General features: G+C 33.1%; 21 protein-coding genes, 1 tRNA gene and 1 riboswitch. Of the genes, 10 read left to right on the top strand and 12 right to left on the bottom strand.

What is annotated here, in order from left to right:
• Positions 1 to 38 precede the first annotated feature (38 nt).
• Complete coding sequence (locus BOW57_RS17760) at positions 39 to 728, bottom strand: LytTR family DNA-binding domain-containing protein (protein WP_089053926.1); 690 nt, start codon at positions 726 to 728, stop codon at positions 39 to 41.
• A complete protein-coding gene (locus tag BOW57_RS17755; protein ID WP_206734759.1) occupies positions 725 to 1,747 on the bottom strand; it encodes a sensor histidine kinase in 1,023 nt (340 codons plus the stop codon). The genes BOW57_RS17760 and BOW57_RS17755 overlap by 4 nt, the downstream gene beginning before the upstream one ends.
• A gap of 142 nt (positions 1,748 to 1,889) precedes the next feature.
• Between BOW57_RS17755 and BOW57_RS17750 the strand changes: the two genes are divergently transcribed.
• Positions 1,890 to 4,274, top strand: a complete 2,385-nt coding sequence (locus tag BOW57_RS17750) for an outer membrane beta-barrel family protein (RefSeq protein WP_129056196.1) — start codon at positions 1,890 to 1,892, stop codon at positions 4,272 to 4,274.
• A 108-nt stretch (positions 4,275 to 4,382) separates the two neighbouring features.
• Here BOW57_RS17750 and BOW57_RS17745 read toward each other — a convergent pair whose 3' ends face one another.
• Positions 4,383 to 4,682, bottom strand: a complete 300-nt coding sequence (locus tag BOW57_RS17745; protein WP_129056194.1) for a hypothetical protein — start codon at positions 4,680 to 4,682, stop codon at positions 4,383 to 4,385.
• Between the two features lie 120 nt (positions 4,683 to 4,802).
• Here BOW57_RS17745 and BOW57_RS17740 point away from each other — a divergent pair, with 120 nt between their 5' ends.
• Positions 4,803 to 5,030, top strand: coding sequence for a helix-turn-helix domain-containing protein (locus BOW57_RS17740; RefSeq protein ID WP_129056191.1), 228 nt, complete (start codon positions 4,803 to 4,805; stop codon positions 5,028 to 5,030).
• Positions 5,031 to 5,272: 242 nt separating this feature from the next.
• Here BOW57_RS17740 and BOW57_RS17735 read toward each other — a convergent pair whose 3' ends face one another.
• Entirely contained in the window at positions 5,273 to 6,223 is a 951-nt protein-coding gene (locus BOW57_RS17735) for a homocysteine S-methyltransferase family protein (protein WP_129056188.1), read from the bottom strand.
• Positions 6,224 to 6,398: 175 nt separating this feature from the next.
• Positions 6,399 to 6,636: riboswitch (cobalamin riboswitch) on the top strand.
• 79 nt (positions 6,637 to 6,715) lie between these two features.
• Here BOW57_RS17735 and BOW57_RS17730 point away from each other — a divergent pair.
• From BOW57_RS17730 to BOW57_RS17695, 8 genes are all read left to right on the top strand, one after another.
• Positions 6,716 to 8,785 (top strand): TonB-dependent receptor, encoded by a 2,070-nt coding sequence (locus BOW57_RS17730; RefSeq protein WP_241687470.1) that lies wholly within the window; start codon positions 6,716 to 6,718, stop codon positions 8,783 to 8,785.
• Between the two features lie 33 nt (positions 8,786 to 8,818).
• Positions 8,819 to 9,976, top strand: coding sequence for a YncE family protein (locus tag BOW57_RS17725; RefSeq protein ID WP_129056184.1), 1,158 nt, complete (start codon positions 8,819 to 8,821; stop codon positions 9,974 to 9,976).
• Between the two features lie 9 nt (positions 9,977 to 9,985).
• The gene (locus BOW57_RS17720; RefSeq protein ID WP_129056182.1) at positions 9,986 to 11,548 is read left to right on the top strand and encodes a PKD-like domain-containing protein; all 1,563 of its coding nucleotides are present in this window, start codon (positions 9,986 to 9,988) and stop codon (positions 11,546 to 11,548) included.
• A gap of 242 nt (positions 11,549 to 11,790) precedes the next feature.
• Positions 11,791 to 12,339 carry a DUF4494 domain-containing protein gene (locus BOW57_RS17715; protein ID WP_129056180.1) on the top strand — a complete coding sequence of 183 codons (549 nt, stop codon included), beginning with the start codon at positions 11,791 to 11,793 and terminating at the stop codon, positions 12,337 to 12,339.
• A gap of 166 nt (positions 12,340 to 12,505) precedes the next feature.
• Positions 12,506 to 14,029, top strand: a complete 1,524-nt coding sequence (locus BOW57_RS17710; RefSeq protein ID WP_129056178.1) for a glycosyltransferase family 39 protein — start codon at positions 12,506 to 12,508, stop codon at positions 14,027 to 14,029.
• A 3-nt stretch (positions 14,030 to 14,032) separates the two neighbouring features.
• The gene (locus tag BOW57_RS17705; protein ID WP_129056175.1) at positions 14,033 to 14,557 is read left to right on the top strand and encodes a DUF4269 domain-containing protein; all 525 of its coding nucleotides are present in this window, start codon (positions 14,033 to 14,035) and stop codon (positions 14,555 to 14,557) included.
• A gap of 128 nt (positions 14,558 to 14,685) precedes the next feature.
• Positions 14,686 to 14,758: transfer RNA gene (locus tag BOW57_RS17700), tRNA-Met, on the top strand.
• Positions 14,759 to 14,889: 131 nt separating this feature from the next.
• Positions 14,890 to 15,984, top strand: a complete 1,095-nt coding sequence (locus BOW57_RS17695) for an exopolyphosphatase (protein ID WP_129023269.1) — start codon at positions 14,890 to 14,892, stop codon at positions 15,982 to 15,984.
• Between the two features lie 813 nt (positions 15,985 to 16,797).
• On the opposite strand, the gene BOW57_RS17690 is transcribed toward BOW57_RS17695, so the two are convergent.
• From BOW57_RS17690 to BOW57_RS20675, 8 genes are all read right to left on the bottom strand, one after another.
• The gene (locus tag BOW57_RS17690; RefSeq protein ID WP_129056173.1) at positions 16,798 to 17,232 is read right to left on the bottom strand and encodes a DUF5958 family protein; all 435 of its coding nucleotides are present in this window, start codon (positions 17,230 to 17,232) and stop codon (positions 16,798 to 16,800) included.
• A 345-nt stretch (positions 17,233 to 17,577) separates the two neighbouring features.
• Positions 17,578 to 18,078, bottom strand: coding sequence for a hypothetical protein (locus tag BOW57_RS17685; protein ID WP_129056171.1), 501 nt, complete (start codon positions 18,076 to 18,078; stop codon positions 17,578 to 17,580).
• Between the two features lie 310 nt (positions 18,079 to 18,388).
• Complete coding sequence (locus tag BOW57_RS17680; RefSeq protein WP_129056169.1) at positions 18,389 to 18,988, bottom strand: transposase; 600 nt, start codon at positions 18,986 to 18,988, stop codon at positions 18,389 to 18,391.
• A 313-nt stretch (positions 18,989 to 19,301) separates the two neighbouring features.
• Entirely contained in the window at positions 19,302 to 19,736 is a 435-nt protein-coding gene (locus tag BOW57_RS17675; RefSeq protein WP_129056167.1) for a hypothetical protein, read from the bottom strand.
• 7 nt (positions 19,737 to 19,743) lie between these two features.
• Positions 19,744 to 20,376, bottom strand: coding sequence for a M91 family zinc metallopeptidase (locus tag BOW57_RS17670; RefSeq protein WP_164973737.1), 633 nt, complete (start codon positions 20,374 to 20,376; stop codon positions 19,744 to 19,746).
• A gap of 1,012 nt (positions 20,377 to 21,388) precedes the next feature.
• Entirely contained in the window at positions 21,389 to 21,592 is a 204-nt protein-coding gene (locus BOW57_RS17660) for a hypothetical protein (RefSeq protein WP_129056163.1), read from the bottom strand.
• The gene (locus BOW57_RS17655; protein WP_129056161.1) at positions 21,592 to 25,044 is read right to left on the bottom strand and encodes a DUF6443 domain-containing protein; all 3,453 of its coding nucleotides are present in this window, start codon (positions 25,042 to 25,044) and stop codon (positions 21,592 to 21,594) included. Before BOW57_RS17655 ends, BOW57_RS17660 begins: the two co-directional genes overlap by 1 nt.
• 43 nt (positions 25,045 to 25,087) lie before the next feature.
• On the bottom strand, positions 25,088 to 26,266 hold a 1,179-nt coding region (locus tag BOW57_RS20675), incomplete at its 5' end, for a DUF5977 domain-containing protein (RefSeq protein WP_241687469.1).

Raw genomic sequence — 26,266 nt, 5'->3', positions numbered from 1 at the left:
ATCTGAAGCTTTTTTGTTTTTAGGTACTTGCACTGCTTTTAATTTAACCAATCGGAAACTAATTTTCGGTAAGTTTCACCAATTGGAAGCTGTTCTCCGCTAATCAACTGGATTTGGTTTCCATCAATAATTTTTATCTTGTTCTTTGGAATAATATACGAACGGTGAATGCGTACAAATTGGTTTACAGGCAGTTTTTCGAGAATATCTTTCATATTTTCGAGAACCATAATTTTTTCGCCTTTTGTGTGTATTCGGATATAATCTTTTAATCCTTCAATGTAAAGAATGTTATCTGTCGCAATTTTATAGTGCTTCCTTTCGGCTTTAACAAGCAAAAAATCCTCAGAATCTTGGTTCTGAAAAGTTTCCTGCCAGCGAATGAATTTCTCAACACTTTGATAAAACCTATTAAACACTATAGGCTTCAGTAAATAATCAATTACATGAAACTGAAAAACATCTAAAGCATAATCTGTATAAGCAGTTGTAACAATAAAGTTATGCTTTTGGTTAAACATCTGCATTAGTTCGATACCGGTAAGCTGCGGCATTTGTATATCAATAAAAACCAAATCGACTGTTTCATTATTCAATATTTCTATTGCTTTAAAAACATCCGAATCAGCATACAAAACATTCAATCTAGGAACTTTTGATGCATAATCTGCCATAAGTTTTACCGCAAATGGCTCATCGTCTAATATAATACAATTTATTTTTTTCATTTTAAATCTATTTCAAGTTCAGCTGTAAACTGATTATTTTGATTCACTAATTTTAATTGATGTTTTTGAGGATAATGAAATTCTAATCGCTTTTTTAAATTATCCAGCCCAATTCCGCCCAGTTTATCTTTCTTTTGTATTGCAATACTATTTATTACCTTAAAATGGAGCTTTTTGTCTTTCAAGTTCAAATTAATTACAATCGGATTTTCGTTCGAAGTTAATCCATGTTTTAAAGCATTTTCAATTAATGGAGATAAAACATAGGGCGGAATTTCTTCTGAAACCTCTGCTGTTTCAATTCGAAAATCGATATAAGCATTTTCCTGATGTCTTAATTGTTCAAGTTCGATGTAGGCATTTATATAATCGATTTCATCTTGCAATCTAATTTTTTCTTTTTGAGATTCATAAGTCGTAAAACGCATAATTTGGCTTAATTTTTCAATCGCCTCCAAAGATTTATCCGATTGAAAATACACCATCGAGTAAATGTTATTTAGTGTATTAAAAACAAAATGAGGGTTGATCTGTGCTCTTAGAAATTTGATTTCGGTATTTTTATTTTCTTCCAAAATAATCTGATTGTATTCTAAAAGACGAATAAAATAAATCACAAACCAAAGCAGTGAACTCAAAATTACAGCCGAACTGCAGTAATTCAAATTATCCAGCATATAGTTAAAAAAATCAGGATTTGTATAGTTTATTTTATCAAATAAAACTGCTGTTATAACTTGCTCAATCAGCCATCGTAATAAGGTAAAAAACAGGTAAGAAACCAATACGCCTGCAAAAAATACTTTCCATTGAAAGGCTTTAAAAACCCTTTTCATTACAATTAAATAATGAAAGTAAAAGGTAAAAACAAAAACAATGCAATAGGTTATAAAAAACAAATCTGGAACAAAAACATTTGTTTGTATTGGATTTTTGGCAAATGTAAAATACACCATCAAAAGCCAATATATAACATGAATGATAATCTCTGCCTTTAGTGATAATGTTTCCTTACGCATAATGTTATTATTTTTTTTCAAAGATATACATTCATAAAAAAGTCTAAAAACGGGTTTGTAGATTATTCACGGGGGTTTGTCGATAAAAGTAGTTTTAAGCATTTTTTCAGCACAGTTTTGCATGGTAATTAAATCAAAACCCATGAAAAAAGTTATCATCCTATTGTTTATTCTTCTTAGTCAAACTAATGTATTCAGCCAGCAATTTTCTATTAAAGGAAAAGTAATAAATCAAAACAAAGAGCAAGTCGAGTTTGTAATTGCCAGTTTATTTAAGGACAACAAAATAGTTACATCCGTTTCGACTGACAGTTTGGGAAATTTTGAAATGAAAACTGAAAAAGGAAGCTATAGATTGCAGCTGGAACAATTTGGAACAGAATACGTCAACAAAGAAATTATTCTTGACCAAAACATTGATCTAGCCATAATTGAAATTAAAGAATCAATAAACCTTGAAGGAGTAACCATAAAATCTAGAAAAAAACTGGTTGAACAAAAAGTCGATCGACTTGTTTTTAATGTCGAAAATTCTGTAACTGCCACCGGCGGAACAGCTTTGGATGCCTTAAAAGCAACGCCAACGGTAAGGGTTCAAAATGAAATTATTTCGATTGTTGGAAAAGGCGAAATTTTTGTCATGATCGATGATCGCCTGCAAAAAATGCCGCAAGAAGATTTGGCTGCGTTTCTAAAATCAATTCCGTCTGATAACATTAAAAGTATTGAAGTCATAACGACTCCGCCAGCAAAATATGATGCAGAAGGAAACAGCGGACTTATCAATATCAAATTAAAGAATGCAAAAGCAAATTCATGGAATGCTAATATTGGAACTTCATACACACAAAAAACGTATGGAGGCGAAAACCTAAACGGATTATTTACTTATAATCATGATAAAATTTCGATGCAGGCTTCTGTTAACAAAGGAAAACAAAAATTACGCTCTACTTCAGAAAGTGCTATATTTTACACGAACGAGTTATGGAAAGAAGATATTAAAAACAAATCGGTGATTGATGTATTGAGTTTAAGTTTTGGTCTTGATTACAAACTAACTAATAAATGGACAGCAGGAATTCAATATCTTGGTAGTTTTACAGACAAAACCTCAACTAATAATCCGTTTACAACTATATATAATAATAGCGGAACGGCAGATTCTTATATCGCTTCGGATGTTAACGCAGCCAACAATCCAAAAATGAATACTATTAATTTTCAAAATTCTTTTGTATTAGACAGCTTAGGAAAAAACATTTCGATTAATATGGATTACTTCAATTACAGTAAAAATGATTATCGTTTCTTTTCTGGAAATGAACTAGATCACAATAAAAATATTATTCCTAACACTTTTTTTTCGTCGACTACCAGCAATGTCAATACAATCAAAAATTACTCTGCAAATGTCGACGTTTCGTTACCGTATCAATGGGCAGACATTAGTTTTGGAGCAAAAGCTTTTCATACCAATACTGATAACAATTTAGCCGTATACAACAACGAAACAGGAACTGCAGTTTTCAATACAAACCAGTCGAATATTTTTAATTACAAAGAGTACAATCAGGCTGTATATTTTTCGGGAAGCAAAAAGATAAATTCTAAATGGGAAACACAAATTGGTTTGCGAATTGAAGCTACACAAACCAAAGGTTATTCTGAAAATTTAAATCAAACTACTGCAAATCATTATGCAAAATTATTCCCAACAGCTTATTTAACGTATGCGTCAAATGAAAACAATTCTTTTTCTTTAAATTACAGCCGAAGAATCCGCAGACCTGAATTTGAGTATTTAAATCCTTTTGTAATTCAAACAAGTCCTTATTCTTATTCGCAGGGAAATCCGTATTTAAAACCTTCGATAATTGATAATTTTGAATTCTCATTTATCCGAAATCAAAAATGGGTTAACTCTGTGTATTTTTCTCAGGTTTCAGATTTCGGGCAGGAATTATCTATCATCGATCCTGAAACAAACAGCACCAAAAGAATGCCGTTAAACTATGCGAATACATATCAAATAGGCTTTTCTACTTCGTACAACTTCAATAAATATTCTTGGTGGAACAGTTTTACAGGTTTTAATTTAAACTATCAAAATGTAAAATCAAGAACAAATTTCATTAGTTCTATAGATGGATACAACGGATATATTTACAGCAATAATGACTTTACTATAAACACTGCCAAAACAGTATTTATTGGATTAAATTACGGCTTACAGCTTCCTGGACGTTATCAAATTTTTAATATTTCGACTTTGAACATTTTAGACATTTCGGTTAAAATGGTCACTTTCAAAAAAAACCTGTCAATTACATTTCTAGCCGAAGACGTATTGAATGCACAAAAACCATTAATTACCTACACTTCAAACGGAATAAAAACAAACATAAAAAGTTACGGAGACACTAGAGGTTTTAGAATTTCGTTAAGTTATAAATTTGGCAATCAAAACATTAAATCAAAACAGCGCGATTTTGGAAACGAAGACGAAAGAAATAGAATAAACTAATTACAGTAATAAAAAACAGAGCTTCAGAGAAATCTGGAGCTTTTTGCTTTTAGTTTGATTTGAAATCCAAAATCAAACAAATAGCCGCAACGCTTTTTACAAAAACTTTTAAACCAGCGAAGATTCTCCAGCAAACTGTTGATTGATTTTATCCAACAGTTCAAATTCGTCTAAAGGAAATAATTCGATAATGTGCTCTAAAATTAATCCAACATTAATTGAGGAATCTTTATCGTTATCAAGTCCCAAAACACATAATTTCAGCATATTATTAATCATACAACCGAGCTCATAATAAGTTGAAAATTTGATTTCTGTTTTACATTCTTCGCTATTGTCGCTTGATCTTTTTAAAACACTGAAATACTGTCTTATCTCTTCTAAACTTTTAGTTTCTTTTACTTCCATACTATTTTTTTTTTATGAATAGGCAAATATACATATAAAAACAGACGTATTTGACTGGATACATATATTCCTGTTTTTTTAACTTCATATTTATACTTTTCCACTCTTAATAATTAAGAAATGAGAAAAACTGAAGTACCTGAATCTGTAAAAATTGTTGGGAATAACATAAAAGAGATTATTAAAGAAAAAGATCTCAAAGTAAGACATGTTGCCCATGATTCAGATTTAGATATTGAAGCATTAAGAAGATATATGCTTGGTAAACAAATTATGGGTATTGACAAACTTATTCGTATTGCCAAAGCTTTGAATGTCGAAATAGCTGAACTATTTCGCAAGATATAATCAAGAGATAATTCATTTTGAAGCAATTCTTACAACAAAAAAATTAAACACATAGAAACATAGATTTTATAGGCTTAATTTAAGGAGACAAAAAGAAACTCATTTCTTTCACATAGCTGTTTATGTGTATTTTAGACAAGTGAAACGCCTTATTTTAAAGTAACAAATCTATGCTTCTATGTGTTAAAACATACCGCAATCAAAGAGGTAATTTATTTAAGTTTAGAATTATAAAGCTGTTTTTAAACTACTTTCAATTGCTTTACAATCTCGTGCATATGTTCTTCATCGGTGCCGCAGCAGCCTCCAAATACATTTAAATGGCTAAAAGTATCTTTTAAGTTTTTGTATTCTTTACCCAAATCCTTAGGAATTCCTCGATCTAATTCTGTGGCTTCGTCTAATTCGGCGTGGCTTTTACAAGATGCATTTGCTCGAAAACCTTTTATTCTTTTTACCCAATTTTCATTTGCATTGGCTTTCAGTTCGTTTACAAAATGCGTAGGATGCGCACAATTTATCATATAATACAAAGGAGGAATATTTACACTTTTGTCTATTTTTTCGATTGTGTCTTTTAAGCTCATTCCAGTTGGCAGTTTTCCATCAGTTTCGACTGTAAACGAAATAACTACAGGCAAACTTACAGTTTCGGCAGCTTGAACAATACCTATCACTTCTTCGATATAATTCATGGTAAGTGCCGAGACAAAATCAACCGGCATTTCACTCAATGCTTTTATTTGCGCTAAGTGATATTGTTTTGCCTCTTCGATATTCATACAATTATCCGGCACATAACCGTCGCCTCGAGGACCAATGCAGCCGCTTATAAGAATTGATTTTATGGAATTCGAAAATTCTGTTTTTAAATCTAATAAAAGCGAAACTGCTTTTTCATTCAACTCAAATAAGGAATCTTTTGAGTACCCAATTTTTTCAATCCACTCTGGATTTGCGCGCCAAGTTGGACTTTCTAAAATAAAATTTGTTTTATACTTTTCGGCAATTTTTAAATAACGCGAATAATAATTTTTCATGCTGTCGTATCCTTTTTGATCTTTTAATATATCAAAAGCAGCAAAATAAGGCAGATCAAAACCTTCTAGAAAAACCAATGTTGTTTCGAGTCCGCCATCGGTTAAAAACAAATCTTCAGATTCATTTGGCAGTGTATTTTTAGTCTTTTTCATCTCCACTTCATTAAATACAAAACATTAATAATCAAATAAATAACACTATAAATATACAAAATTTCGACTTCTTCAAATAAAAAAACAAACAAAAGCAAAATCAAGAACTTTGCTTTTCAAGAATACTTTTCAGCAATTTTTCCAAAAACATAACCATAACCATAAAGAGTTTATTTACTTTTGCACCCGCAATGGTTTAGCTGCAACTTTTCAAGTGCAGTTAACGAAGAGGGAATCAGGTGCAAATCCTGAACAAGCCCGTTACTGTAAATTCCATGCAACATTTTGACAGATTAGGAAAGCTTTTTTAGCTTTCGAAATCAAATCTTTTGCCACTGCATTTTTATCAAATGTGGGAAGGCGGCTCAAAATGGGAATAAGTCAGGAGACCTGCCACTGCATATAATTTTAGGCTCTCGCGGACCAGAGTTTTAAAGACAAACACATTTATCAAACTAAACATTTGATTTCATTTTTTCCGTTTAAAACTATTTGTCACAAATAGACTATTTTGCTATGCACGTATGTAAAAACAGGCATTTAAGCCTGCTGCATTGTGGATTATGTGCCTTATTATGGATTTTATTTATAAATCCGATTATGGCACAGGATAATCCTAAAACTAAGGAGCGAGACTCTTTAAAACCACTTGTGTTAAACGAAGTGATTCTAACTGCGAGCAAACGCGAGTTTAGGATCGAATCGCCTATGCCTGTTCAGATTTTATCGGGCAAACAGCTCGAAGCACTAAACAGTCTTTCGGTTGCAGATGCGGTTCGTTATTTTTCGGGCGTTCAATTGAAAGATTACGGTGGAATTGGCGGTTTAAAAACCATAAACGTTCGAAGTTTAGGAAGCGCTCATACAGCAGTTTTTTATGATGGAATGACAGTTGGAAATGCGCAAAACGGTCAAGTCGATTTAGGAAAATATTCTTTGGACAATATTGAAGCTATCGAACTTTATAATGGTCAAAAATCGACTATTTTTCAACCTGCACGAGGTTTCTTCGCTTCAAGTACACTTTTACTAAAAACAAAAATTCCTGTTTTTGAATCGGGTAAAACCTCAAATATTAGAACTTCTTTTAAAACTGGATCTTTTGGATTAGTAAATCCTTCTGTTCTTTATCAGCAAAAAATAACTTCCAAAACAGCACTTTCGTCCAATATTGAATGGCTTAAAGCCGATGGAAAATACAAATACCGCTATCAGAAAAAAGACGGTTATGATACAACGGCAGTTCGCCAAAACGGAGATATAACCGCACTTCGCGCTGAATTGAACCTGCATACCAAATTTGGCTCGAACGCTCTGGCAAACTTTAAGGCTTATTATTACGATTCTGAACGAGGACTTCCGGGCGCAATTCTAGCCAATAGATACGAGCATGTGCAAAGACAATGGGATCGTAATTTTTTCATTCATGGTTCTGTACAGAATTCCTTTTTCGAAAAACATGAAATGCTTACTAATGTAAAATTCAGCCGAGACTACAGCCGTTATATCGATCCTGATTATAAAACCCTTGAAGGCGCATTGGATAATAAATATTATCAAAACGAATTTTACGCTTCGATTGTCAATCTCTACGCTATAAAAGATTGGTGGAAAATGTCATTTGCAGCAGATTTCTCTCTTAATACGCTTGATGCCAATTTATACCGTTTTCCCTATCCTGCCCGATATTCTTATTTGGGCGTTATTTCCAGCGAAATGCATTGGAAACGACTTGATATTCAAGCCAATTTACTTGGAGCTTATGTCGATGAGCAGGTTAAATATTATCAGCAAGGCGATAGTCAGCATGTTTTCTGCCCTGTTGTATCAGCTTCTTATCAACCTTTTACGATAAAGAATTTCAGAGTTCGAGCGTTTTACAAAGAGTCTTTTAGAATGCCAACTTTCAATGATTTGTATTACACTTTTATAGGCAACAGTTCTTTGCGTCCAGAATTTACAACGCAATACGACGTGGGAACTACTTACAGTATTGAACCTAAAAAAATACTGCAATCAGTATCATTTCAAGCCGATGTTTATTACAATCGAGTAAAAGATAAAATTATCGCAATGCCGTCATCTAACCTTTTTAGATGGACTATGATGAATTTGGGCGAAGTCGATATTCGCGGCTTAGAACTAAACACCAATTTCGTTTTTAAATTCCCTCAGCAAATATTTCTAGATTTAGGTTTAAGCTATACCTATCAAAAAGCAATCGACATTACTGCAAAAGGCACAACTTATGGCGACCAAATTCCTTATACACCAGAAAACAGCGGCACAATAACCTCATCTATCAACTGGAAAAACTGGAATCTTAACTACAGTTTTATATATACCGGCGAGCGTTACAGTCAAAAAGCAAACATTCCTGTTAATTATGTTAAGCCTTGGTACACCAGCGATATGGCTCTTATTTGGAATGGAAAATTCTCAAAAATCCCTGTAAAATTAAGCGGCGAAGTCAATAATTTATTCAATCAATATTATGACGTGGTACTCAATTTTCCTATGCCGGGAAGAAACTATCGATTAAGCCTTTCTCTAAACTTTTAAAATAAAACAGCAACACTAAATAAATTCTCAGCAATGAAAACAAATTTCAAATTTTGGCTTTTACTCGTTTTTGCGGCAGCGGCTCTTCAAGGATGTCAGGAAGATGACCCTATTATTCCTGAAGAAGTAGAAGTTTTACCGCCCGAAACTGTTACAACCGTACAAGGTTTTTATCTTCTTAACGAAGGGAATATGAACATGAATAAAGCTTCATTAGATTATTACGATTACGAAACCGGAAGTTACAAGCGTAATGTTTACGGTCAGGCAAATCCTGATGCGACTTTAGGTCTAGGCGATGTAGGAAACGATATTGGCATTTACGGTTCAAAATTGTATTCGGTTATCAACAACTCAAACAAAATTGAAGTTATGGATGTGGTTACCGCAAAACGCCTAAAAGTAATTGACATCAAAAATTGCCGATATGTAACTTTTGCCAACGGAAAAGCTTACGCAAGCGCCTATGACGGCGAAGTACAATTGGGAGAAAATTCTCCAAATGGCTTTGTTGCCGAAATAGATACCACTTCGCTTTCGATCACAAAAACGGTAAAAGTAGGCCGTCAGCCCGAAGAAATGGCTGTTGTAGGCAATAAACTTTATGTTGCCAATTCAGGAGGATATAGTCCGCCAAATTACGAAAGAACAGTTTCTGTAATTGATCTAAAAACTTTTACCAAAATAAAAGATATTGATGTTGCCATAAATCTGCATAGACTTGAAGCTGATGAAGACGGTGATTTGTATGTAAGCTCTCGCGGCGATTATTATGATATTCCTTCAAAATTATTTGTTATTGATACTAAAACTGACCTCATTAAAAAAACTTTTGATATTGCCTGCTCCAACCTTACTATCGTTGGCGATAAAGCTTATATAATTGGATCTGAATTTAGTTATGCCACATTCGATTATATCATAAACTACAATTTGATTAATGTTAAAACCGAAACTTTACTTACAGAAAGCTTTTTACCTAAAGCCGTCAGCGACGAGATTAAAACTCCATACGGACTTACGGTTGACCCAGTTTCTCTAAATATTTTTATAACAGATGCTGGAGATTATGTTTCGCCCGGAAAATTATACTGTATTGATAAAAACGGGAATACAAAATTCACGGTTACAACTGGAGATATTCCAGCACATTTTGCCTTTAAAACAAAAAAAACAATAATTAATCCATAAATTTTAAAAATGAAGAAAATTCTACTTGCATTGTCTGTTGTCCTGCTTCTTTCAGGCTGTTATAAAGACGATATTAACGATCTAAAAAATGATGTCAATGATTTGAAAAACCGTATGGCACAATACGAAAACCTGCTTGATGTATTAAACAAAAGGTTGTATGTGGTAAACTACGAAACTAAAGACGGAAGTTATGTAATTACAATGAGCGACGGATCTAAATTAAATGTCCGCAATACCTCATCGTTTATAAAAATTGGCGAAAACGGAAACTGGTGGATCGATGGTGTAGATACTGGAAAATCTGCAAAAGGTGAAAGCGGAGCCAAAGGCGAAGCTGCAAAAATTACTATTGGAGCTAACGGAAACTGGTTTGTTGATAATGTAGACACTGGCGTTTCTGCTTCTGGTCAAAAAGGAAAAGATGCGGCAGAAATTACGTCGGTTGCATTGGCAAACGGAATTATGACTTTTACTTTTGCCGATGGCCGTACAATCAGCATCGTTGCGAGCGCTCCAGAAATTACACTGCCAAACCCAACTGGAGGTTTTGCTGTAGATAAAATGCAATGGTTTAAAGTTCAGCCTCAATTAACAAACGCTGCAAACGCAACTTATAAATGGATTGTAAACAGCCAAGAAGTTGCTGCAACAACTGACTTGTTCTATATTTTTAGTGCTGCAGGAACTTACAATATCGAGTTTAAAGCTAAAAATGGAGTTGGCGAAAGTTCTAAATCTTTTACTGTTACTGTTGCTGAAAAAGCATATTTAAACAAAATTACACGTGTTTTTGACTTCTTTCCTGCTCCAGGACAATTTGTAAATGCTCTGCCTGCTGCAACTGCCACAGATACTGACGAAACAATGCGTGTAAAAGCCGAAACAGCTTTAACAGCAGGAAACATGATCAGCCTTGGAGGATTTGGAGGTTATGTGCAATTTGGTTTTGACCATACGATTATCAATAAAGAAGGAAATGATTTTGTAGTTCTTGGAAATGCTTTTACAGATTGGGCTGAACCAGGAATTGTAATGGTTTCTTACGATGCAAATGGTAACGGAAAAGCGGATGACGAATGGTTTGAAATTGCAGGTTCTGAACACAATAAAACTACGACTATCAAAAATTACGAAATGACGTATTATAAGCCAGAAGCTGAACCAACTAATCCGAACGAACCAAATTACATTCGTTGGACTGACAATCAAGGGCAAACTGGTTATATAGCAAAAAACCAATTCCACAAACAAACGTTTTTCCCTTTATGGAAAGGAAACACTGTAACTTTTAAAGGAACTTTCTTAAAATCTAATATTTACGATAAATCTGGCGGAAAAGGAAACAACTGGGCAAATCCTGCTTACGAATGGGGTTATACTGACAACTGGGCTAATGCTGATGTGAGAGGTCAAATCGACATAAGCTGGGCTGTAAACGCAAAAGGAGAATCGGTAAAACTAAAAGGAGTTGACTTTATTAAAGTATACAATTCTAACCGTGCTGAAGGCGGATGGCTTGGAGAAGTTTCAACAGAAGTTTCAGGATTTAAAGATTTAAATTTACCATAATACAGCAATCTTATTTTTGAATAAAGGAAAGTCTCAGAATCTCTGAGACTTTTTTTATTTTAACTTCTAAAAATCTTTCTAATCTGCGGCTGAAAAATAATTACACTTCTAAAGCCGACTTAAAAACAAAACACTCAACACTTTACCTAAATCACACTCAAATTGTGAATATCTATTTGTGTATTTTATGAGTTTTTTTTCCTGTAAAATCTATCTTTGGCATCCTTAAAAAAATTAAAGAGATGAGCGCAATTTGGTACGAATGCAAAGTAAAATATAGAAAAACAGATGAAACTGGAGGCCAAAAAGTACTAACAGAACCTTATTTGGTAGATGCAGTATCTTATACAGAAGCTGAAAAAAGAATCAATGAAGAAATGGCTGCTTATATAAGTGAGGAATTCAAAATCACGAACATAAAGGTGGCAAATTATGCCGAGATTCATCCTTTTGAAAATACAGATCGCTGGTTTAGATCAAAAGTTTCATTGATCGCTTATGACGAAGAAAGCGGAAAAGAAAGAAAATCGAATATGTATATGCTGATTCAGGCAAATGATGTGAGAGAAGCTTATGACAATACGATCCATGTTATGAAAAACACTATGGGAGAATATTCGATTCCTGCCATTTCTGAATCACCAATTATGGATGTTTTCCCGTACTTCAGCGGTGAAGAAGGAGAAACCGAAATGCTGGAAAGATTCAATGCTCTAAAAGCTTCTAAAACTGTAAAACCAGATGAAGAAACAATAGATCACATGGAATTTGAAACTGCATTAGAAGAATAAATTTTCTTAAAATCTAAAAATTAAAATTACAAATTAGCTTCAGAGAAATCTGGAGCTTTTTTTTATCTGCCAACACAACTTCTATTAATTATAAAATTAAAATAAATCATATATTCGTTATTACAAAACTGACCTAAAAGCACTTGTACACTAAACCAAAAATCCCATGACAAAAAAAACACTTGTTTTAATTGGATTTATCATTCTAAAATTTGTTTTACAGTACACGCTTTTAAGTCCTGAATATGATTTGCAGCGCGACGAATATCTACATCTCGATCAGGCGCACCATTTGGCTTGGGGTTATTTATCTGTTCCTCCCGTTACTTCATGGTTTTCTTACCTAATATTTCAACTCGGAAATTCCGTTTTTTGGGTTAAGTTCTTCCCTGCCCTTTTTGGCGCACTCACTCTTTTATTTGTGTGGAAAACAATTGAGGTTTTAAAAGGAAGTTTTTATGCATTGGTTCTTGGCGCCATATGCATTTTGTTTTCGTCTCTTTTAAGACTCAATATGCTATATCAGCCCAACTCGCTCGACGTTTTGTGCTGGACACTATTTTATTATATCATAATTCAATATATCACGACTCAAAAATCAAAATGGTTTTATATGGGCGCAATTGTATTTGCTTTTGGTTTTTTAAACAAATACAATATTCTTTTCCTGCTGATTGGTCTTTTACCCGCACTTTTACTGTCAAACCAAAGAAAAATACTGACCGAAAAAAAGCTGTATTCTGCCTTGCTTTTAGGACTTCTTTTAATCTTTCCAAACTTATTATGGCAATATAACAATCATTTTCCGATTGTACATCACATGAAAGAATTAGCAGAAACACAATTGGTAAATGTAGATCGTCTTGATTTTCTAAAAGAACAACTTTTGTTTTTTATAGGATCTATCTTGGTTCTTTTGGTCGCTTTATACAGTTTATTATTTTACAAACCTTTTGCAAAATACAGGTTCTTTTTTGGGTCGATAATTTTTACGCTGATTGTCTTTATTTATTTCAAAGCCAAAGCTTATTATGCTATTGGTTTATATCCTATTTATATTGCTTTTGGAGCCGTATACCTTTCTGAAGTTTTACAAAAAGGATGGAAATATTATTTGCGATATGTATTTGTTGCCATTCCGATATTATTGTTTATTCCGATGTACAATATTGCGTTTCCAAACAAAACACCAGAATACATTGTAAAACATCCTGAGAAGTATAAAAAACTAGGAATGCTTCGCTGGGAAGACGGAAAAGATCACAAACTGCCGCAAGATTTTGCCGATATGCTGGGCTGGAAAGAACTTGCCCGAAAAACGGATTCTGTTTACGGTTTATTCCCAAAATCAGAAAATACATTGGTGCTTTGCGATAATTACGGACAAGCGGGAGCAATAAATTTTTATACTCAAAAAGGAATAAAAGCTGTTTCTTTTAATGCTGATTATGTGAATTGGTTTAATCTGAATATCAAATACCAAAACCTGATTAGAGTTAAGGAATTTGAAGAAAACAGCAATGAACTCGCAGAAACAAGTCCGTATTTTGAAACTGCTTTTATCGCTGGTGAAATAACAAACCAATACGCAAGAGAATACAAAACAACCCTTTTTGTTTTTACCAATGCCAAAATCAACATCAACAAAAGATTGGAGCAGGAAATTAAAGAAAAAAATTATGCCGACTAAAAAATGATTGATTTTACTTCTATTACCTATTTAAAAACAAGAAATTCAAAACAAGTTCGAGTTTATGAAATCTTAATCCAAAATAAGATTTTAGAAATACTGTCTGAATTTGATCCTATTTTAACCGGCACCATTCCTATAAATATTGATATTGAAAACAGCGATCTCGATATTATTTGTTACTGGACAAACAAAACCGATTTTATATCCAAAATTTCCACAGCTTTTAGTACGAAACCTGAGTTTAAGATTAGAAACAGTTTGATCAATAATAATGAATCTGTTATTGCAAATTTTAAAATTGATAGTTTTGAAATAGAGATCTTCGGGCAAAATACTCCGACTAAAAATCAAAACGCCTATAAACATATGCTTATTGAACATCAAATTCTACAGTCAAGAGATGAGAATTTCAGATTAAAAATCATTGCGCTCAAGCAAAATGGTTACAAAACAGAACCTGCTTTTGGTAAATTATTGGGGTTAAAAAACGATCCTTATGCTGAATTACTGGATTACAAAATCTAACAAAGAATAAACACCAAATACAATACACTAATAAACAGGTAATTACAAACTAATAACCAATAATTCAAAATTTTTCAGTTATTTCTTTGCATAACCGTATTTAGTGCTTATCTTTGCACCCGAAACATCGCGGGATAGAGCAGTAGGCAGCTCGTCGGGCTCATAACCCGAAGGTCACAGGTTCGAGTCCTGTTCCCGCTACTAAGACAAAGCTTCAGAGAAATCTGAGGCTTTTTTTTTAAACTACAACTTAAACTATTATAAACACAGAGACTACCTACAGCCTTTGTTCGATAAAAAATAAATTATATTATAATCGTAATTAAAATCCAATGCTTAAAAAAAACAAACCCCAAGTTCTATTTTTTATTCTTTTAAATTTATTTTTCACCCTTAATTCATTTGCTCAAAAAAGTATTTATGCTGGAATTGAAATTGGACGCAGAGCTATTAAAGTTTCTGTTGTTGATGTAAATAATATTAAAAAAGCTGATTATAAAATACTTTCTTTCTGGACAGAAAGAATTCCGTTTGCCGATCATATCAGCGCTTCTGGAAAACTTACACCAGAAGACATAAACAAAACGAGTCTGACTATTGTAGATCAATTAAAAAAAATCAAAGCCGACTATAAAATGCTGGACGAAAATATCTTTATCGTTGCCGCTCCTGTTTTTACATCTGCCAGCAACTTTGATGTTTTAAAAAGCAAAATCACTTCACTTACCAATAAGGAACTTGAAATACTTGATGGTACTGAAGAAGCCAAAACGTTAGTTAAAGGTGCAATACCGCCTGTTGATTATGCAAATGCTTTTCTTTTAGATATTGGCGCTCAAACTACTAAAGGCGGTTACATTGACGAACTTAAAGACAATAAATTAGAGTTTATTCCTTTAGAACTTGATTTTGGCACCATGACGCTTACCGATGCTGTAGAAAAAACAGTAACCAATAAAAGTCAGCTTAATGATATGTCAACGTATCAAGAAAAGTCATTTGATTTTAATCCAAAATTACGCAAGAAGACTAAGGAGCTGTTTGACGCAAATCCGCTTTTAATGAAAAAAGATAAATTATATTTATCTGGCGGTGCTGTTTGGGCATTTTCAACGCTTTATTATGATGAAAACGTTAAAGATCATTACATTCCTTTGACGCTTCAAGATGTTATCGATTATGATGCTATTCTGAAAAATAACTTTGGGAAATTTACAAACCTTGCCAAAACCAACAAAGAAATGGCGAGAGTTTTAAGCACTTATGACCAGAAATACCTTATTTCGGCAAACAACATATTGGTAACGTGCTTAGAAAGTATTCCAAATTTAGAAACAAAGAAAATATATTTTGTAAAAGAAGGACAGGTAACTTGGCTGATCTCTTACATTGCCGATCGCTCTAAAAAAGTAAATACTAATTTTTAAAGATCACTATTTATCACATACATTGCACAATTGTTATTCGATTTTGCATTTTAAACTAATTAAAGCTTCAGAGAAATCTGGAGCTTTTTTTATTGATTTTGATTGGAAAGTGAAGGTCGGGAGACTTTTAGCACCATTATAATTTCTAAGGAATAAAAAAAATACGCAAAGTCAGAGACATTTGCGTAGCTTTTTATGAGAACTCTTCGCGGAGCGGATTAAAATTTCAAAATCTCATATCACTAACTTTGAAACACTACCCTTACAAAAGCATTAATTCTATTAAGTCATCAAACGTTTTATCTTTATTATCCTTTAAATACTATTTTTTAATTGTTTTTATTTTACATTTCATCATTTAGCACTACCCGATAATATTGTATATACTTGAAAAACCCAAATTAGAAGATAAATAATATAATTTCTAAAAAAAAGAAAACCGTTTGCTAAATAATTACCTTGAAAAGTATCATTTTTATTTAAAAACATAATCAATAGAAAATTAATGCCGTAATGAAAGACAAAAACGACAAAACTAAATACTAGTAAGATAACGAATTTTTTCATTATCCATATAACCTAACTTACAGAATAAAGTAAATTGTAATAAACAAAATACAAATATTAAGATTAAAAATAAAATTTTCAGTCTTAATTTTAAAATTGGTTTAGATAAGACATTAAAAATAACCAAACCTAATATCGTAAAAAATAATATATATAATATTCTCATTTTAATTTATTGAATTATTAACCCTGCTCCGCAAAGTGTTCATGACAAGCGCTGCGAAATCCTGAAAGCTTTCGAGTAATCTATATATTTCCACGATTTTCTATTATAGTTTTCACTTTTTTATCATCAGATAAATCCCAGTACCACCATTTGTATATGTCTTTTTTTTCTGTTTCAATTCTTTTCATATAAGCTATTTTAAACAAGCTTAAAAGTAATATTAGCGATTTATTGAGTTCATTTTCTGGAAGATTTAGTAATCTTTTCAAGTTATGAGTTCCAACTCCTTTTTGAATTATTACGCAAGGTGTGTATGTTCTTCTTAATTTACTGATTTCAATAGCTGGTTCTATATCTTCATCTTTAGCTGTAGATTGTAAAATAAAAAATAGCAAATCATATAAATACTTCTTTTTATCATCGTGACTAAACGTGTTAAATATCAATATCAAGTCTTCAATTTCTATAACGCTTTGCGCATATTTGTTAACTAATATTTCGTTTTCTATTTCCATTTCCCATTCTAAATTAACTAATCATTTTAAGTAACCTGTTCTCCAAAGTTTTCATCGCAAGCGCTGCGCAAATGTCTCTGACTTTGCGCTACCTTATCTTCTTCTTAAAAACGTAAAGTTCTAAAAGTCTCTGACTTTAAAACTAAATTAATACAAATTATAGAGATTTATTTATTTTAAAAAAAAAAGCAATCGTAAAAAGTCGGGAGACTTTTAGCACCATTAGAATTTCTAAGGAATAAAAAAAATACGCAAAGTCAGAGACATTTGTGTAGCTTTTTATGAGAACTCTTTGCGGAGCAGGGACTTTATAATTTTAGTGCTTAGCTTTTTAAATTGATTAAATTAATAGTTCAAAATCTTCTTCTCAATAAAATTGCCTTTTAAGAACGTATATTTTTCGATTTTACTTTTCTTAATAACATCAAACTGCTTAATCTTACTATCGTATTCATATTTTAATTGTCCCACCATTGAAATAGAGTAATATGAATTAATAACAAATTTTAATTTAAACTCATCTTCTGGTAAATAATGGTTTCTAGATAATAAATCCATCGCATAAATCAGCTCTTTATTTTTTATTTTGTTAATTTTTTCAGGACTAATTTTTTCGTCAAAAGTTTTAACAATATCCATCGATAATGAATCTACACTTATATTTATTTTTCTTTTGTAATCTAAATGATTTTCTTTGTTTAAAGTATTAATAGTATCTCTAAGCCAATTTTTAAAAATAAGTTCATTCCTCTTTTGTGAAGCAATAATTTTTTCTTCTTTGTTTTTGCAATTAATAAAAATCAAAAAAATCAAACTAATAAATGTTATTTTTTTTAGTATACCCATAATTATTATAAATAAAATCGTGTGTTGCTTTGTTTTTTTTCTCTTCTACCAGTAGTAAGGTTTGTATAAATAGAGTTACCAATAATTTTTGTAGCTGATATTTGATAACCTGATTTTTTATACGTAAATGCTGTGACATCTACACCTCAATTATTGTCCTTTTTATAAGTTTTAAGTAATGCTTCCGAGCCCCCAGCTCTGCAAAGTGTTCATCGCAAGCGCTGCGCAAATGTCTCTGACTTTGCGCTACCTTAGCTTCTTCTTAAAAACGTAAAGCTCTAAAAGTCTCTGACTTTATTACAAAAATCACTTAATAATGATTATCCCTAAAAACAGATTTTAGATCCAAAACATTTACAATTGGATTATCTGCTTTCTCAATATTTAGCAATCCAGAATCATTAACATAGTTACTTGCACTTGAATAAATATATTCTGACGCTCGATTTACATAACCAGCTCTTACTGGATTTAAATGTATATAATCTAATTTAGTCCACATAAATTTATTAGTGTAAATTTCTTCTGCATGGTTTCCATACTGCCAAAATTGATAAAGCTTGTTTCTAGTATGTTTTTCTGCCGCTAGTTTAAATCGCTCAAGCATCCACTCTCTCCTGCTCTCTGGGCTGTTTTGTATTTTTTCTAAAATAGATTTTGCTATAAACTTTTTAAAATCTCTTATTAAATCCGATAACTTTCCGTCTTCTGATTGTATAATCAGATGAATATGATTACTCATAATTACATAACCATACAATATCATTCCTTTATTTTTAGTACAATAATCCAAACACTCAATTACGATATCTCTATAACTTTGACGTGTAAAAACATCTATCCAGTCCACTACAGTTGATGTGATAAAATGTGGTAATTTTTGGTCTCTAATAACATAGCCTTCTTTCATGGTTTTTTCTTACAAAAATATAAGTTTTGGACTACATACTTTAAAAAAATAACCGTAAAAAGTCGGGAGACTTTTAGCACCAATATAATTTCTAAGAAATAAAAAAAATTGCGCAAAGTCAGAGACATTTGCGCAGCTTTTTGTGAGAACTCGTCGCGGAGCGGGGATTTATTTATTTTTAAAAAAAAGCAATCGTAAAAAGTCGGGAGACTTTTAGCACCATTAGAATTTCTAAGAAATAAAAAAATTGCGCAAAGTCAGAGACATTTGCGCAGCTTTTTGTGAGAACTCTTCGCGGAGCGGGGGGTTTATTTTATTTTAAAATAGATTTAATATAATTCAAAAAATTCATGTCAATCTGATAATTTGATTTATCCACTTCAATTGCAAAGTCATTACCACAAAATTCCTTAATAGTTCCGTCGGAATATGTAATTCTCATCTTAAATCGCACATCTATTTGTGAAACTTTTTTATTATTCTCTTTTGCTTCACTTATATAATTTACTAATTTATTTATAACCTTAAAATCATTTATTACTCTTGTTTTAATACTCTTGTTGAAGTAATTATCAAAATCTTCACAATCTATTCTAATTGGAGTTTCAACATCTAAGTCTTGATAATTTATAACTATTTTATCAATCCTAATATCATCCATTTGACGTTCATTCGTTTTCTTATTATTTTCACATCCAGTTAAACAAAAAAAATGAAATAATAATATCATAATCGTATGTGTTTTCATTTTCAAATTATTTAGATTTTTTTATAACTATTTCTGGCAATACAATTTCTTTAGGCTTTTCTTTCGTGTTCTTATTTGAAGTTGGATCTGGAGCATATCTAGTCTTACCGCCATGATCTTTTCTTGTTACTTCACCTGGCTTTATATCTCCATGCTTTCTAGCTATCGTTTGTTCAGAACCTTCAATTACCCTTTTTTCTTCTTTAGTATCATATTTAGCATCACTTCCTTTTTTTGAATTTTCAGTGTGTTTAGTAGAATCTTTTTTATCGCTTAAAGCGTGAGAGATTTCGTGCCCTAAAACCGTTGCAGAAGACATTATCTTATTATTAGTAGTTTCTACAGCCATTGTTGGATCCCAAAATAATTCATCTGTACTAGGTTTATAAAACGACCCATTTCCTGTATTATCAATCAAAGTAGTCTCAGACATTTCATTTAATCTTGCTAGTTCTCCTGATGTACCATGTTCATTCATAAATCCAACGGTTTTTGAAAATTTTTCTTTAAACTCAGGACTTGTTCCTTTTCTATACACTAACTCTAAACCTTCTAACTCTCTTCCTAATCCCATTTTATTCTCTTGGAACGCATAAGTCGAATTATAAGCGTAATCTTCTGCAAGTGGATCAATGGACATAAACCTACCGATTGCATAATCATAATTTCTCCACTTGAAGCTGTCCCAGTTCAAGCCCAGCTCCCCCTGCTCCGCAAAGTGTTCATGACAAGCGCTGCGCAAATGTCTCTGACTTTGCGCTACCTTACCTTCTTCTTAAAAACGTAAAGCTCTAAAAGTCTCTGACTTTAAAACTAAATTAATACAAATTATAGAGATTTATTTATTTTTTAAAAAGCAATCGTAAAAAGTCGGGAGACTTTTAGCACCATTATAATTTCTAAGAAATAAAAAAAAAATGCGCAAAGTCACAGACATTTGCGCAGCTTTTCATTAAGAACTCTTCGGAGAGCGGGGACTTTTAGCAGCATTATAATTTCTAAGAAATAAAAAAAATTGCGCAAAGTCAGAGACATTTGCGCAGCTTTTTATGAGAACTCTTTGCGGAGCGGGGGGCAGCTTTTTGTGAGAACTCTTCGCGGAGCGGGGGATCACTTTTATAGACTTTAAAACACAGTCGGTTGTCAATGGAAGCAGTCTAGGAAAAGAATTCAGTGCAAAAGGAATTCAGGAAAGCTGTGCAATGAACATTCTTGCATTTGAAAGGAAATACCAAAAGTCCAATTCAACCGCTTCAGAAAACATTCAAAATCTCGAATCGCAAGAGTATGCAAAAGAAAATCTGGCAGATATACTGCTCCGTGGGGAAAAGATAAATGACTATGTTTCGAAACAATTTAAACAAAAAAAGAAAAGGAGACTTTATAAAGGGATAATAAAATAATTAAGGGTGCAAAAATGCACCCTTAATTATTTTTGATTTTCTTTTACACATTCAAAAATTAACTATTTAGTTTAAATAGAAGTAAAAGAAAACCACCAATAATGAAAAGGTACCAATAATTTCTAAAAACCCCGAAAGTTTCTTTGTTTTTTGATATCTTTATTACTATACCTGCTACTATAAGCCCTACTGGAGCTATGTAATTATTTATTTCTTGAAAATTCATCTCTATGCTTATTAAGTTATATATTACAATGCTTTCAGAAAAAAAATAATTGATGTTATAGCCAATCCAATTATCATAACCCAATTTTTAAAAGTTCTAAAACTAGTATCTGGTTTAAAATTGAGTGTATCACTATCTCTTCCTTCTAACCACCATTTATGCATTTTATAATAACCAAAGGCGCCTATTGCAAACAAAACACCAAAAATTAAATTCTTATAATCCATTATTCTTTATTAAATTGTTCCGTAACTTTTTTTACTTCTCCTTTAGCTTTGTCACCCGCCTGGCCTTCAATTATTTTTTTTCCTGCTTTAAAAAGCTCCGTAATTTCTGGCGCAACATCAGGATTTGGACCTGGTATCGCTTTATCAACAATCATACCGCCTATTTCTCCAGCAGCATGTGCTGCCACATCACCTGCAGCTGTACTATATTCTCCACTAATTAAATTCACACCTAATTCTAAACCTGACCCGACGAAACTTACCACTCCTCCTGCAGTAGCAACAGCAAGACCTGGTGCCGCTCCAACTCCAGCAACTGGAGCTCCCGCTACAGCTCCAACAAGACCTATTTTAGTAGTGTTATCACCAACCTGTTGAATTTCCTTAGCTACGCCTATTAACTGTTCCTTATTATCCTTAACCCATTTTTGTCCATCTTTCAATGTCTCTTTTGTTGAAGCTACAGCTTTATTTGTTGTTTCAACAACGTTTTTTTTAGTATCGTTATAAGTTTTAGTTACTGCTGTTTTTGCCTCACTATACGTTCTGCTTGCTGATGACTTTGCCTGACTGTACGCATTTGCAACAGATGCTCTAGCTTGATTATACGACCTCTTTACATCATTCCATGATGGTAAAGTTGGCCACTGTCCATCAGGATCTATAAAATAAACAGGATTATCCATTGCATAATTATAAGGCGACCATCTTCGCCCTTGTTCTGCCAACGGGTCAATGTTCATCCAACGTCCAAGCGCGGGGTCATAGTTCCTTGCTCCATAGTCGTACATGTTAAGCCCCAGCTCGTCTTGGAGCTCCTTTCCATTGTACTTATATTTATTATTACTATCGATCTCATAAGTATATCCCTTATGTTTCAGCCCAAAAGGATAATAATTATTTTCTTCGATAATTTCAAGAACTTGTGTCTGCGGGTTTTTAGCGTAACTAACACGAATGTTTCCTAAATGATCTTTGTACTGGAATACATATGATAAAACACCATCAGTATTTTTAACATATCCTTCAGCGGTTGGGAAAAACTCTAAATTATTGTTTTTATACTGAAAACCACCTAAATAATCTGTTACTGCTGCTACTCCTGCATCAGTTACAATTTTACTCAACTTCTGCCCTGCAGCATTGTAAATGTACTCAATTGTGTTTCCAGTTCCAAATGTAATTTTCTTAGGCAGATTAAGCTGGTTGTAGGCTATATTGGTAATGTTTTTATTTTTATCACTGGTCATATTACCATTAGCATCATAACTGTAATCGTCACCCGTTTTATTACCATCGATAAAACCTGAATTATCATTCCCTGCAGTACTTTCTGTAACTTTTACTAACTTATTTGAGTTTTCATTTTCATATACGTAAGTTAAATCATCTATTTTAAACACTATAGAAGGCGCATCATTGTCTCCATTTCGCTCTAGAAATTTAATATTCCCATTTTTATCATAGCTTAAACTTTCGTTATAGGCTCCTGAATTTGGAACTGCATCCTCTGGTTTTCTGTAAAAAGCATCATTGAGACGATTCAGTTTATCATATCGATATCCATAACTGCGTAAGGGGCGATTTGAAGCTGTTTTCCACAAAGTTTCGGCTATGTTTCCGTTATACAAAGGATCAACATCAGGATTCTGAGTTTCTGGTTTATCGTAATTAATCTTGAAGGCAAATAAATCTTCGGGATCTGCATCTTGCTGTAAATTATCTATCTCATTAATTCCAGTAAGCCAGCCTCTCACATTATAGTTGTAATCAACTTTCTGCAAAGGACTCCCTGTGCTGTTACCTACATTTTTACTAATCAGCTGTCCCATCTCATCGTAGGTGTTTGATGCCATAAGCTGTACCGCACCTCCATTTACTTGATGTGTATGTGTAAGCAGACGATCTTGAGGGGAATAGGTAAATTCTTCTCTTATGATTAATTCTATACTGCCCGAAGTACGCTTATGTTTTGAAATTGTATAAAGAGTTTTACCCGTAAAATCTAGTTTACTGTCTGTTATAGTATATCCTGCTAAATGGTTCTGCAAATAGGTTCGTATCGGACGGGCTTTGTCATCATAAAATGTTGTGGTGGTTTCTCCTGCTAAAGATGAAGCCGATTCTAATGTTCTAACCCAGCTGCCGGTGGCTAAGCTTTTTACATTACTTAAAACAAGCTGGTCTTCAATTTGACTTGGAACTGTCGGCGCATTTGGATAATTGTAATTGTCATAATAATTAACCGTTAAAAGTTTAAAATTTTTAATCGCCGTATTATTGCTGTAGTAAACTTGTATAGCATCAATATTTCCCGATGTTTCTTTGGTTTCAGAACATATTGCTGCTGCATTCTGAGCATCCTGAAATGCTTTTCTTGCAGCAGAAGTGCAGGTTTGATTGTTCCATCCAGTATAAACAGAGCGATTAAAAGCATCATATTTAGTAATCATCCATCCAATAGAAGAATCATCTTTAAAAGGTGAAAATACAGGACCTGTCGCTGCAGGTCTGTCTAATTTGTCGTAAACAATAAACTCCCATTGTTTTCCTGGCAGCTTTTTCTCGACTAAACGATTTTTATTATCGTATTTATATTGATAGCATAAATCATCTAACATCTGGTTACTAATTACACCTTCAGCTTTTGGAGGAATTACATATGTTAGGTTTCCATAAATATCATACACATAATAAGTATCGTGTTTATCTCCTGCATCATAGGTTCTTTTTAGAACTACCTGTCCCTCTTTGTTTTTAAATTCTACAGTAGATCCTCCTGTTTCTGTTGGGGTATTCCCTGAATTTTCATCAAACGTCACGTTTTTATACAATTCATTTATGCCATAACTGCCCGCATCTAAAAAACTGACTCCATATAAACCTAAACTGGCATCCCAAGAAGTATTTGCTTTAAACAATCTTACCTCTGCATCTTGATTAGTTTGGTATTTCAGTTTAATTTCTTGACCGCGGCTCATCTCCCAAGAAGTTCCCGGCGCAGCCTGTTTGAGTACTCTATTTAAAGGAGAAGCCTCTAGCTGCTTCTCTGAAAACGGGTTTGAGGTATTTTTATAGTTTGTATAAAATGATATTGAAGTATTTACGGCAGTAAGCAGTTCAATACGAGGGTAACTATTCCCGCCGTTTGCTGCGGCATAAGGCAGATATTCCTTTATCTGCCTTCCGAAACCATCATATTCAACTGGAGTAATTAGATCTTCTCCATTTGCTCCTTGTCCAATAGCCGTTGTCTGCACTGGACGTCCAAGTCCATCAAAATAACTCACATTTTGACTCATCTGATCTTTTGTCAAAGTGTTTAAATTACCGGATTGAACAGCCTTTTTGGGAGTTACTGTATAAATAAAATTCTCGTCGCTGAAAGTCTGAGCTGATAAGCTTAGACCTGCAAAGAGTAATAAAACTATAATTGGTATATATTTTTTCATCGAGTCGTTCTTTTAATAGAATGAAGTATATTTTTTATGTTTTTTATGGGTAACAACCTCCATTTTCCTCAGCATAAGCTTGTCCATTAATATCGACATCAGCTTGCGCTTTATCATTAGCATCTTGCTGTGAAACAGTTGAAGAATACGTTCCTGCGGCAACATTATAGTACACATCCTCTCCTTGCCCCCTCCAACAGTTCATTTTAGTAAAAATTCCTCCCACATCGACGTTATAATAAATAAAAGTACAGGCAGTATTATTTGCATATGCTTGCCCATCATTCATAAACTTAGTCCATCCTCTTGAGTTCGCATCTTCTTGAGAAATAGTTGATGTAACGTCACCTGTCGCTTGATTAAAAACAACACTTGAAGCAACTCCTCCCGGCGGGCAATTATTTCGAGTAAACGAACCGCTTCTAGCTATACTTCTAAAGGTACATTTTGTATTATCATCGCTATTTGCAAATGCCTGACCCAAATTATCAAATTCTTCCCTTGCTTTTGCATTCGCATCTTCCTTCGAAATTTGAGAAGAATATTTTGATGCAGGAACGGTATACCAAACACTGCCTGGCATACCCCCTGCGGCACAATTGTTTCTGGTAATTAATTTGCTTTGGGCAGCATTCCAAAAAGTACATCTTGCATCGGGCATGTTATTTGCATAAGTTTGTCCGTTAGTGTCTATGTCATTTTGTGCTTGATCATTAGCGTCTTGCTGCGAAACAATTGATGAGTATGTTCCTGCAGGGACATTATAATACACGTCCTCTCCTTGCCCATTCCCACAATTTATTTTAGTAAAAAGCCCCGCCATATGAATGTTATAAAAAGTACATTTTGCATTAGCATTGTTATTTGCATAAACCTGGCCGTTAGTATTAATTTCTCTCTGTGCCTGATCATCTGCATCTGCCTGAGATATTTGAGAAGAATATCTTGATGCGGGAACAGTATACCAAACATTATCCGGTGTACCTCCTGCGGCGCAATTGTTTCTTGTAAATAATCTGCTTTGAACGGTATTCCAAAAAGTACATTTTGCATTGGCATCATTATTTGCAAATGCCTGACCATTGGCATTAATTTCTGCCTGTGCTTTAGCATCTGCATCTGCCTGAGATACTTCAGAAGAATATCTTGATGCGGGAACAGTATACCAAGCACTAGCCGGTGTACCTCCAGGTTCGCAATTGTTTCTTGTAATTAGCCTACT

The sequence above is a fragment of the Flavobacterium sp. YO64 genome (genome assembly GCF_004119505.1).
Lineage (GTDB): Bacteria > Bacteroidota > Bacteroidia > Flavobacteriales > Flavobacteriaceae > Flavobacterium > Flavobacterium oncorhynchi.
The sequence above is the reverse complement of the archived record's forward strand: the minus strand, read 5'-3'. Positions and strand labels throughout refer to the sequence as shown.

What these genes read in the sequence shown, in the direction of transcription:
- BOW57_RS17760 (WP_089053926.1), bottom strand. Translation starts at nt 728, where the DNA reads ATGAAAAAAATAAATTGTATTATATTAGACGATGAGCCATTTGCGGTA.
- BOW57_RS17755 (WP_206734759.1), bottom strand. Translation starts at nt 1,747, where the DNA reads ATGCGTAAGGAAACATTATCACTAAAGGCAGAGATTATCATTCATGTT.
- BOW57_RS17750 (WP_129056196.1), top strand. Translation starts at nt 1,890, where the DNA reads ATGAAAAAAGTTATCATCCTATTGTTTATTCTTCTTAGTCAAACTAAT.
- BOW57_RS17745 (WP_129056194.1), bottom strand. Translation starts at nt 4,682, where the DNA reads ATGGAAGTAAAAGAAACTAAAAGTTTAGAAGAGATAAGACAGTATTTC.
- BOW57_RS17740 (WP_129056191.1), top strand. Translation starts at nt 4,803, where the DNA reads ATGAGAAAAACTGAAGTACCTGAATCTGTAAAAATTGTTGGGAATAAC.
- BOW57_RS17735 (WP_129056188.1), bottom strand. Translation starts at nt 6,223, where the DNA reads ATGAAAAAGACTAAAAATACACTGCCAAATGAATCTGAAGATTTGTTT.
- BOW57_RS17725 (WP_129056184.1), top strand. Translation starts at nt 8,819, where the DNA reads ATGAAAACAAATTTCAAATTTTGGCTTTTACTCGTTTTTGCGGCAGCG.
- BOW57_RS17720 (WP_129056182.1), top strand. Translation starts at nt 9,986, where the DNA reads ATGAAGAAAATTCTACTTGCATTGTCTGTTGTCCTGCTTCTTTCAGGC.
- BOW57_RS17715 (WP_129056180.1), top strand. Translation starts at nt 11,791, where the DNA reads ATGAGCGCAATTTGGTACGAATGCAAAGTAAAATATAGAAAAACAGAT.
- BOW57_RS17710 (WP_129056178.1), top strand. Translation starts at nt 12,506, where the DNA reads ATGACAAAAAAAACACTTGTTTTAATTGGATTTATCATTCTAAAATTT.
- BOW57_RS17705 (WP_129056175.1), top strand. Translation starts at nt 14,033, where the DNA reads ATGATTGATTTTACTTCTATTACCTATTTAAAAACAAGAAATTCAAAA.
- BOW57_RS17695 (WP_129023269.1), top strand. Translation starts at nt 14,890, where the DNA reads ATGCTTAAAAAAAACAAACCCCAAGTTCTATTTTTTATTCTTTTAAAT.
- BOW57_RS17690 (WP_129056173.1), bottom strand. Translation starts at nt 17,232, where the DNA reads ATGGAAATAGAAAACGAAATATTAGTTAACAAATATGCGCAAAGCGTT.
- BOW57_RS17685 (WP_129056171.1), bottom strand. Translation starts at nt 18,078, where the DNA reads ATGGGTATACTAAAAAAAATAACATTTATTAGTTTGATTTTTTTGATT.
- BOW57_RS17680 (WP_129056169.1), bottom strand. Translation starts at nt 18,988, where the DNA reads ATGAAAGAAGGCTATGTTATTAGAGACCAAAAATTACCACATTTTATC.
- BOW57_RS17675 (WP_129056167.1), bottom strand. Translation starts at nt 19,736, where the DNA reads ATGAAAACACATACGATTATGATATTATTATTTCATTTTTTTTGTTTA.
- BOW57_RS17670 (WP_164973737.1), bottom strand. Translation starts at nt 20,376, where the DNA reads ATGTCCATTGATCCACTTGCAGAAGATTACGCTTATAATTCGACTTAT.
- BOW57_RS17660 (WP_129056163.1), bottom strand. Translation starts at nt 21,592, where the DNA reads ATGGATTATAAGAATTTAATTTTTGGTGTTTTGTTTGCAATAGGCGCC.
- BOW57_RS17655 (WP_129056161.1), bottom strand. Translation starts at nt 25,044, where the DNA reads ATGAAAAAATATATACCAATTATAGTTTTATTACTCTTTGCAGGTCTA.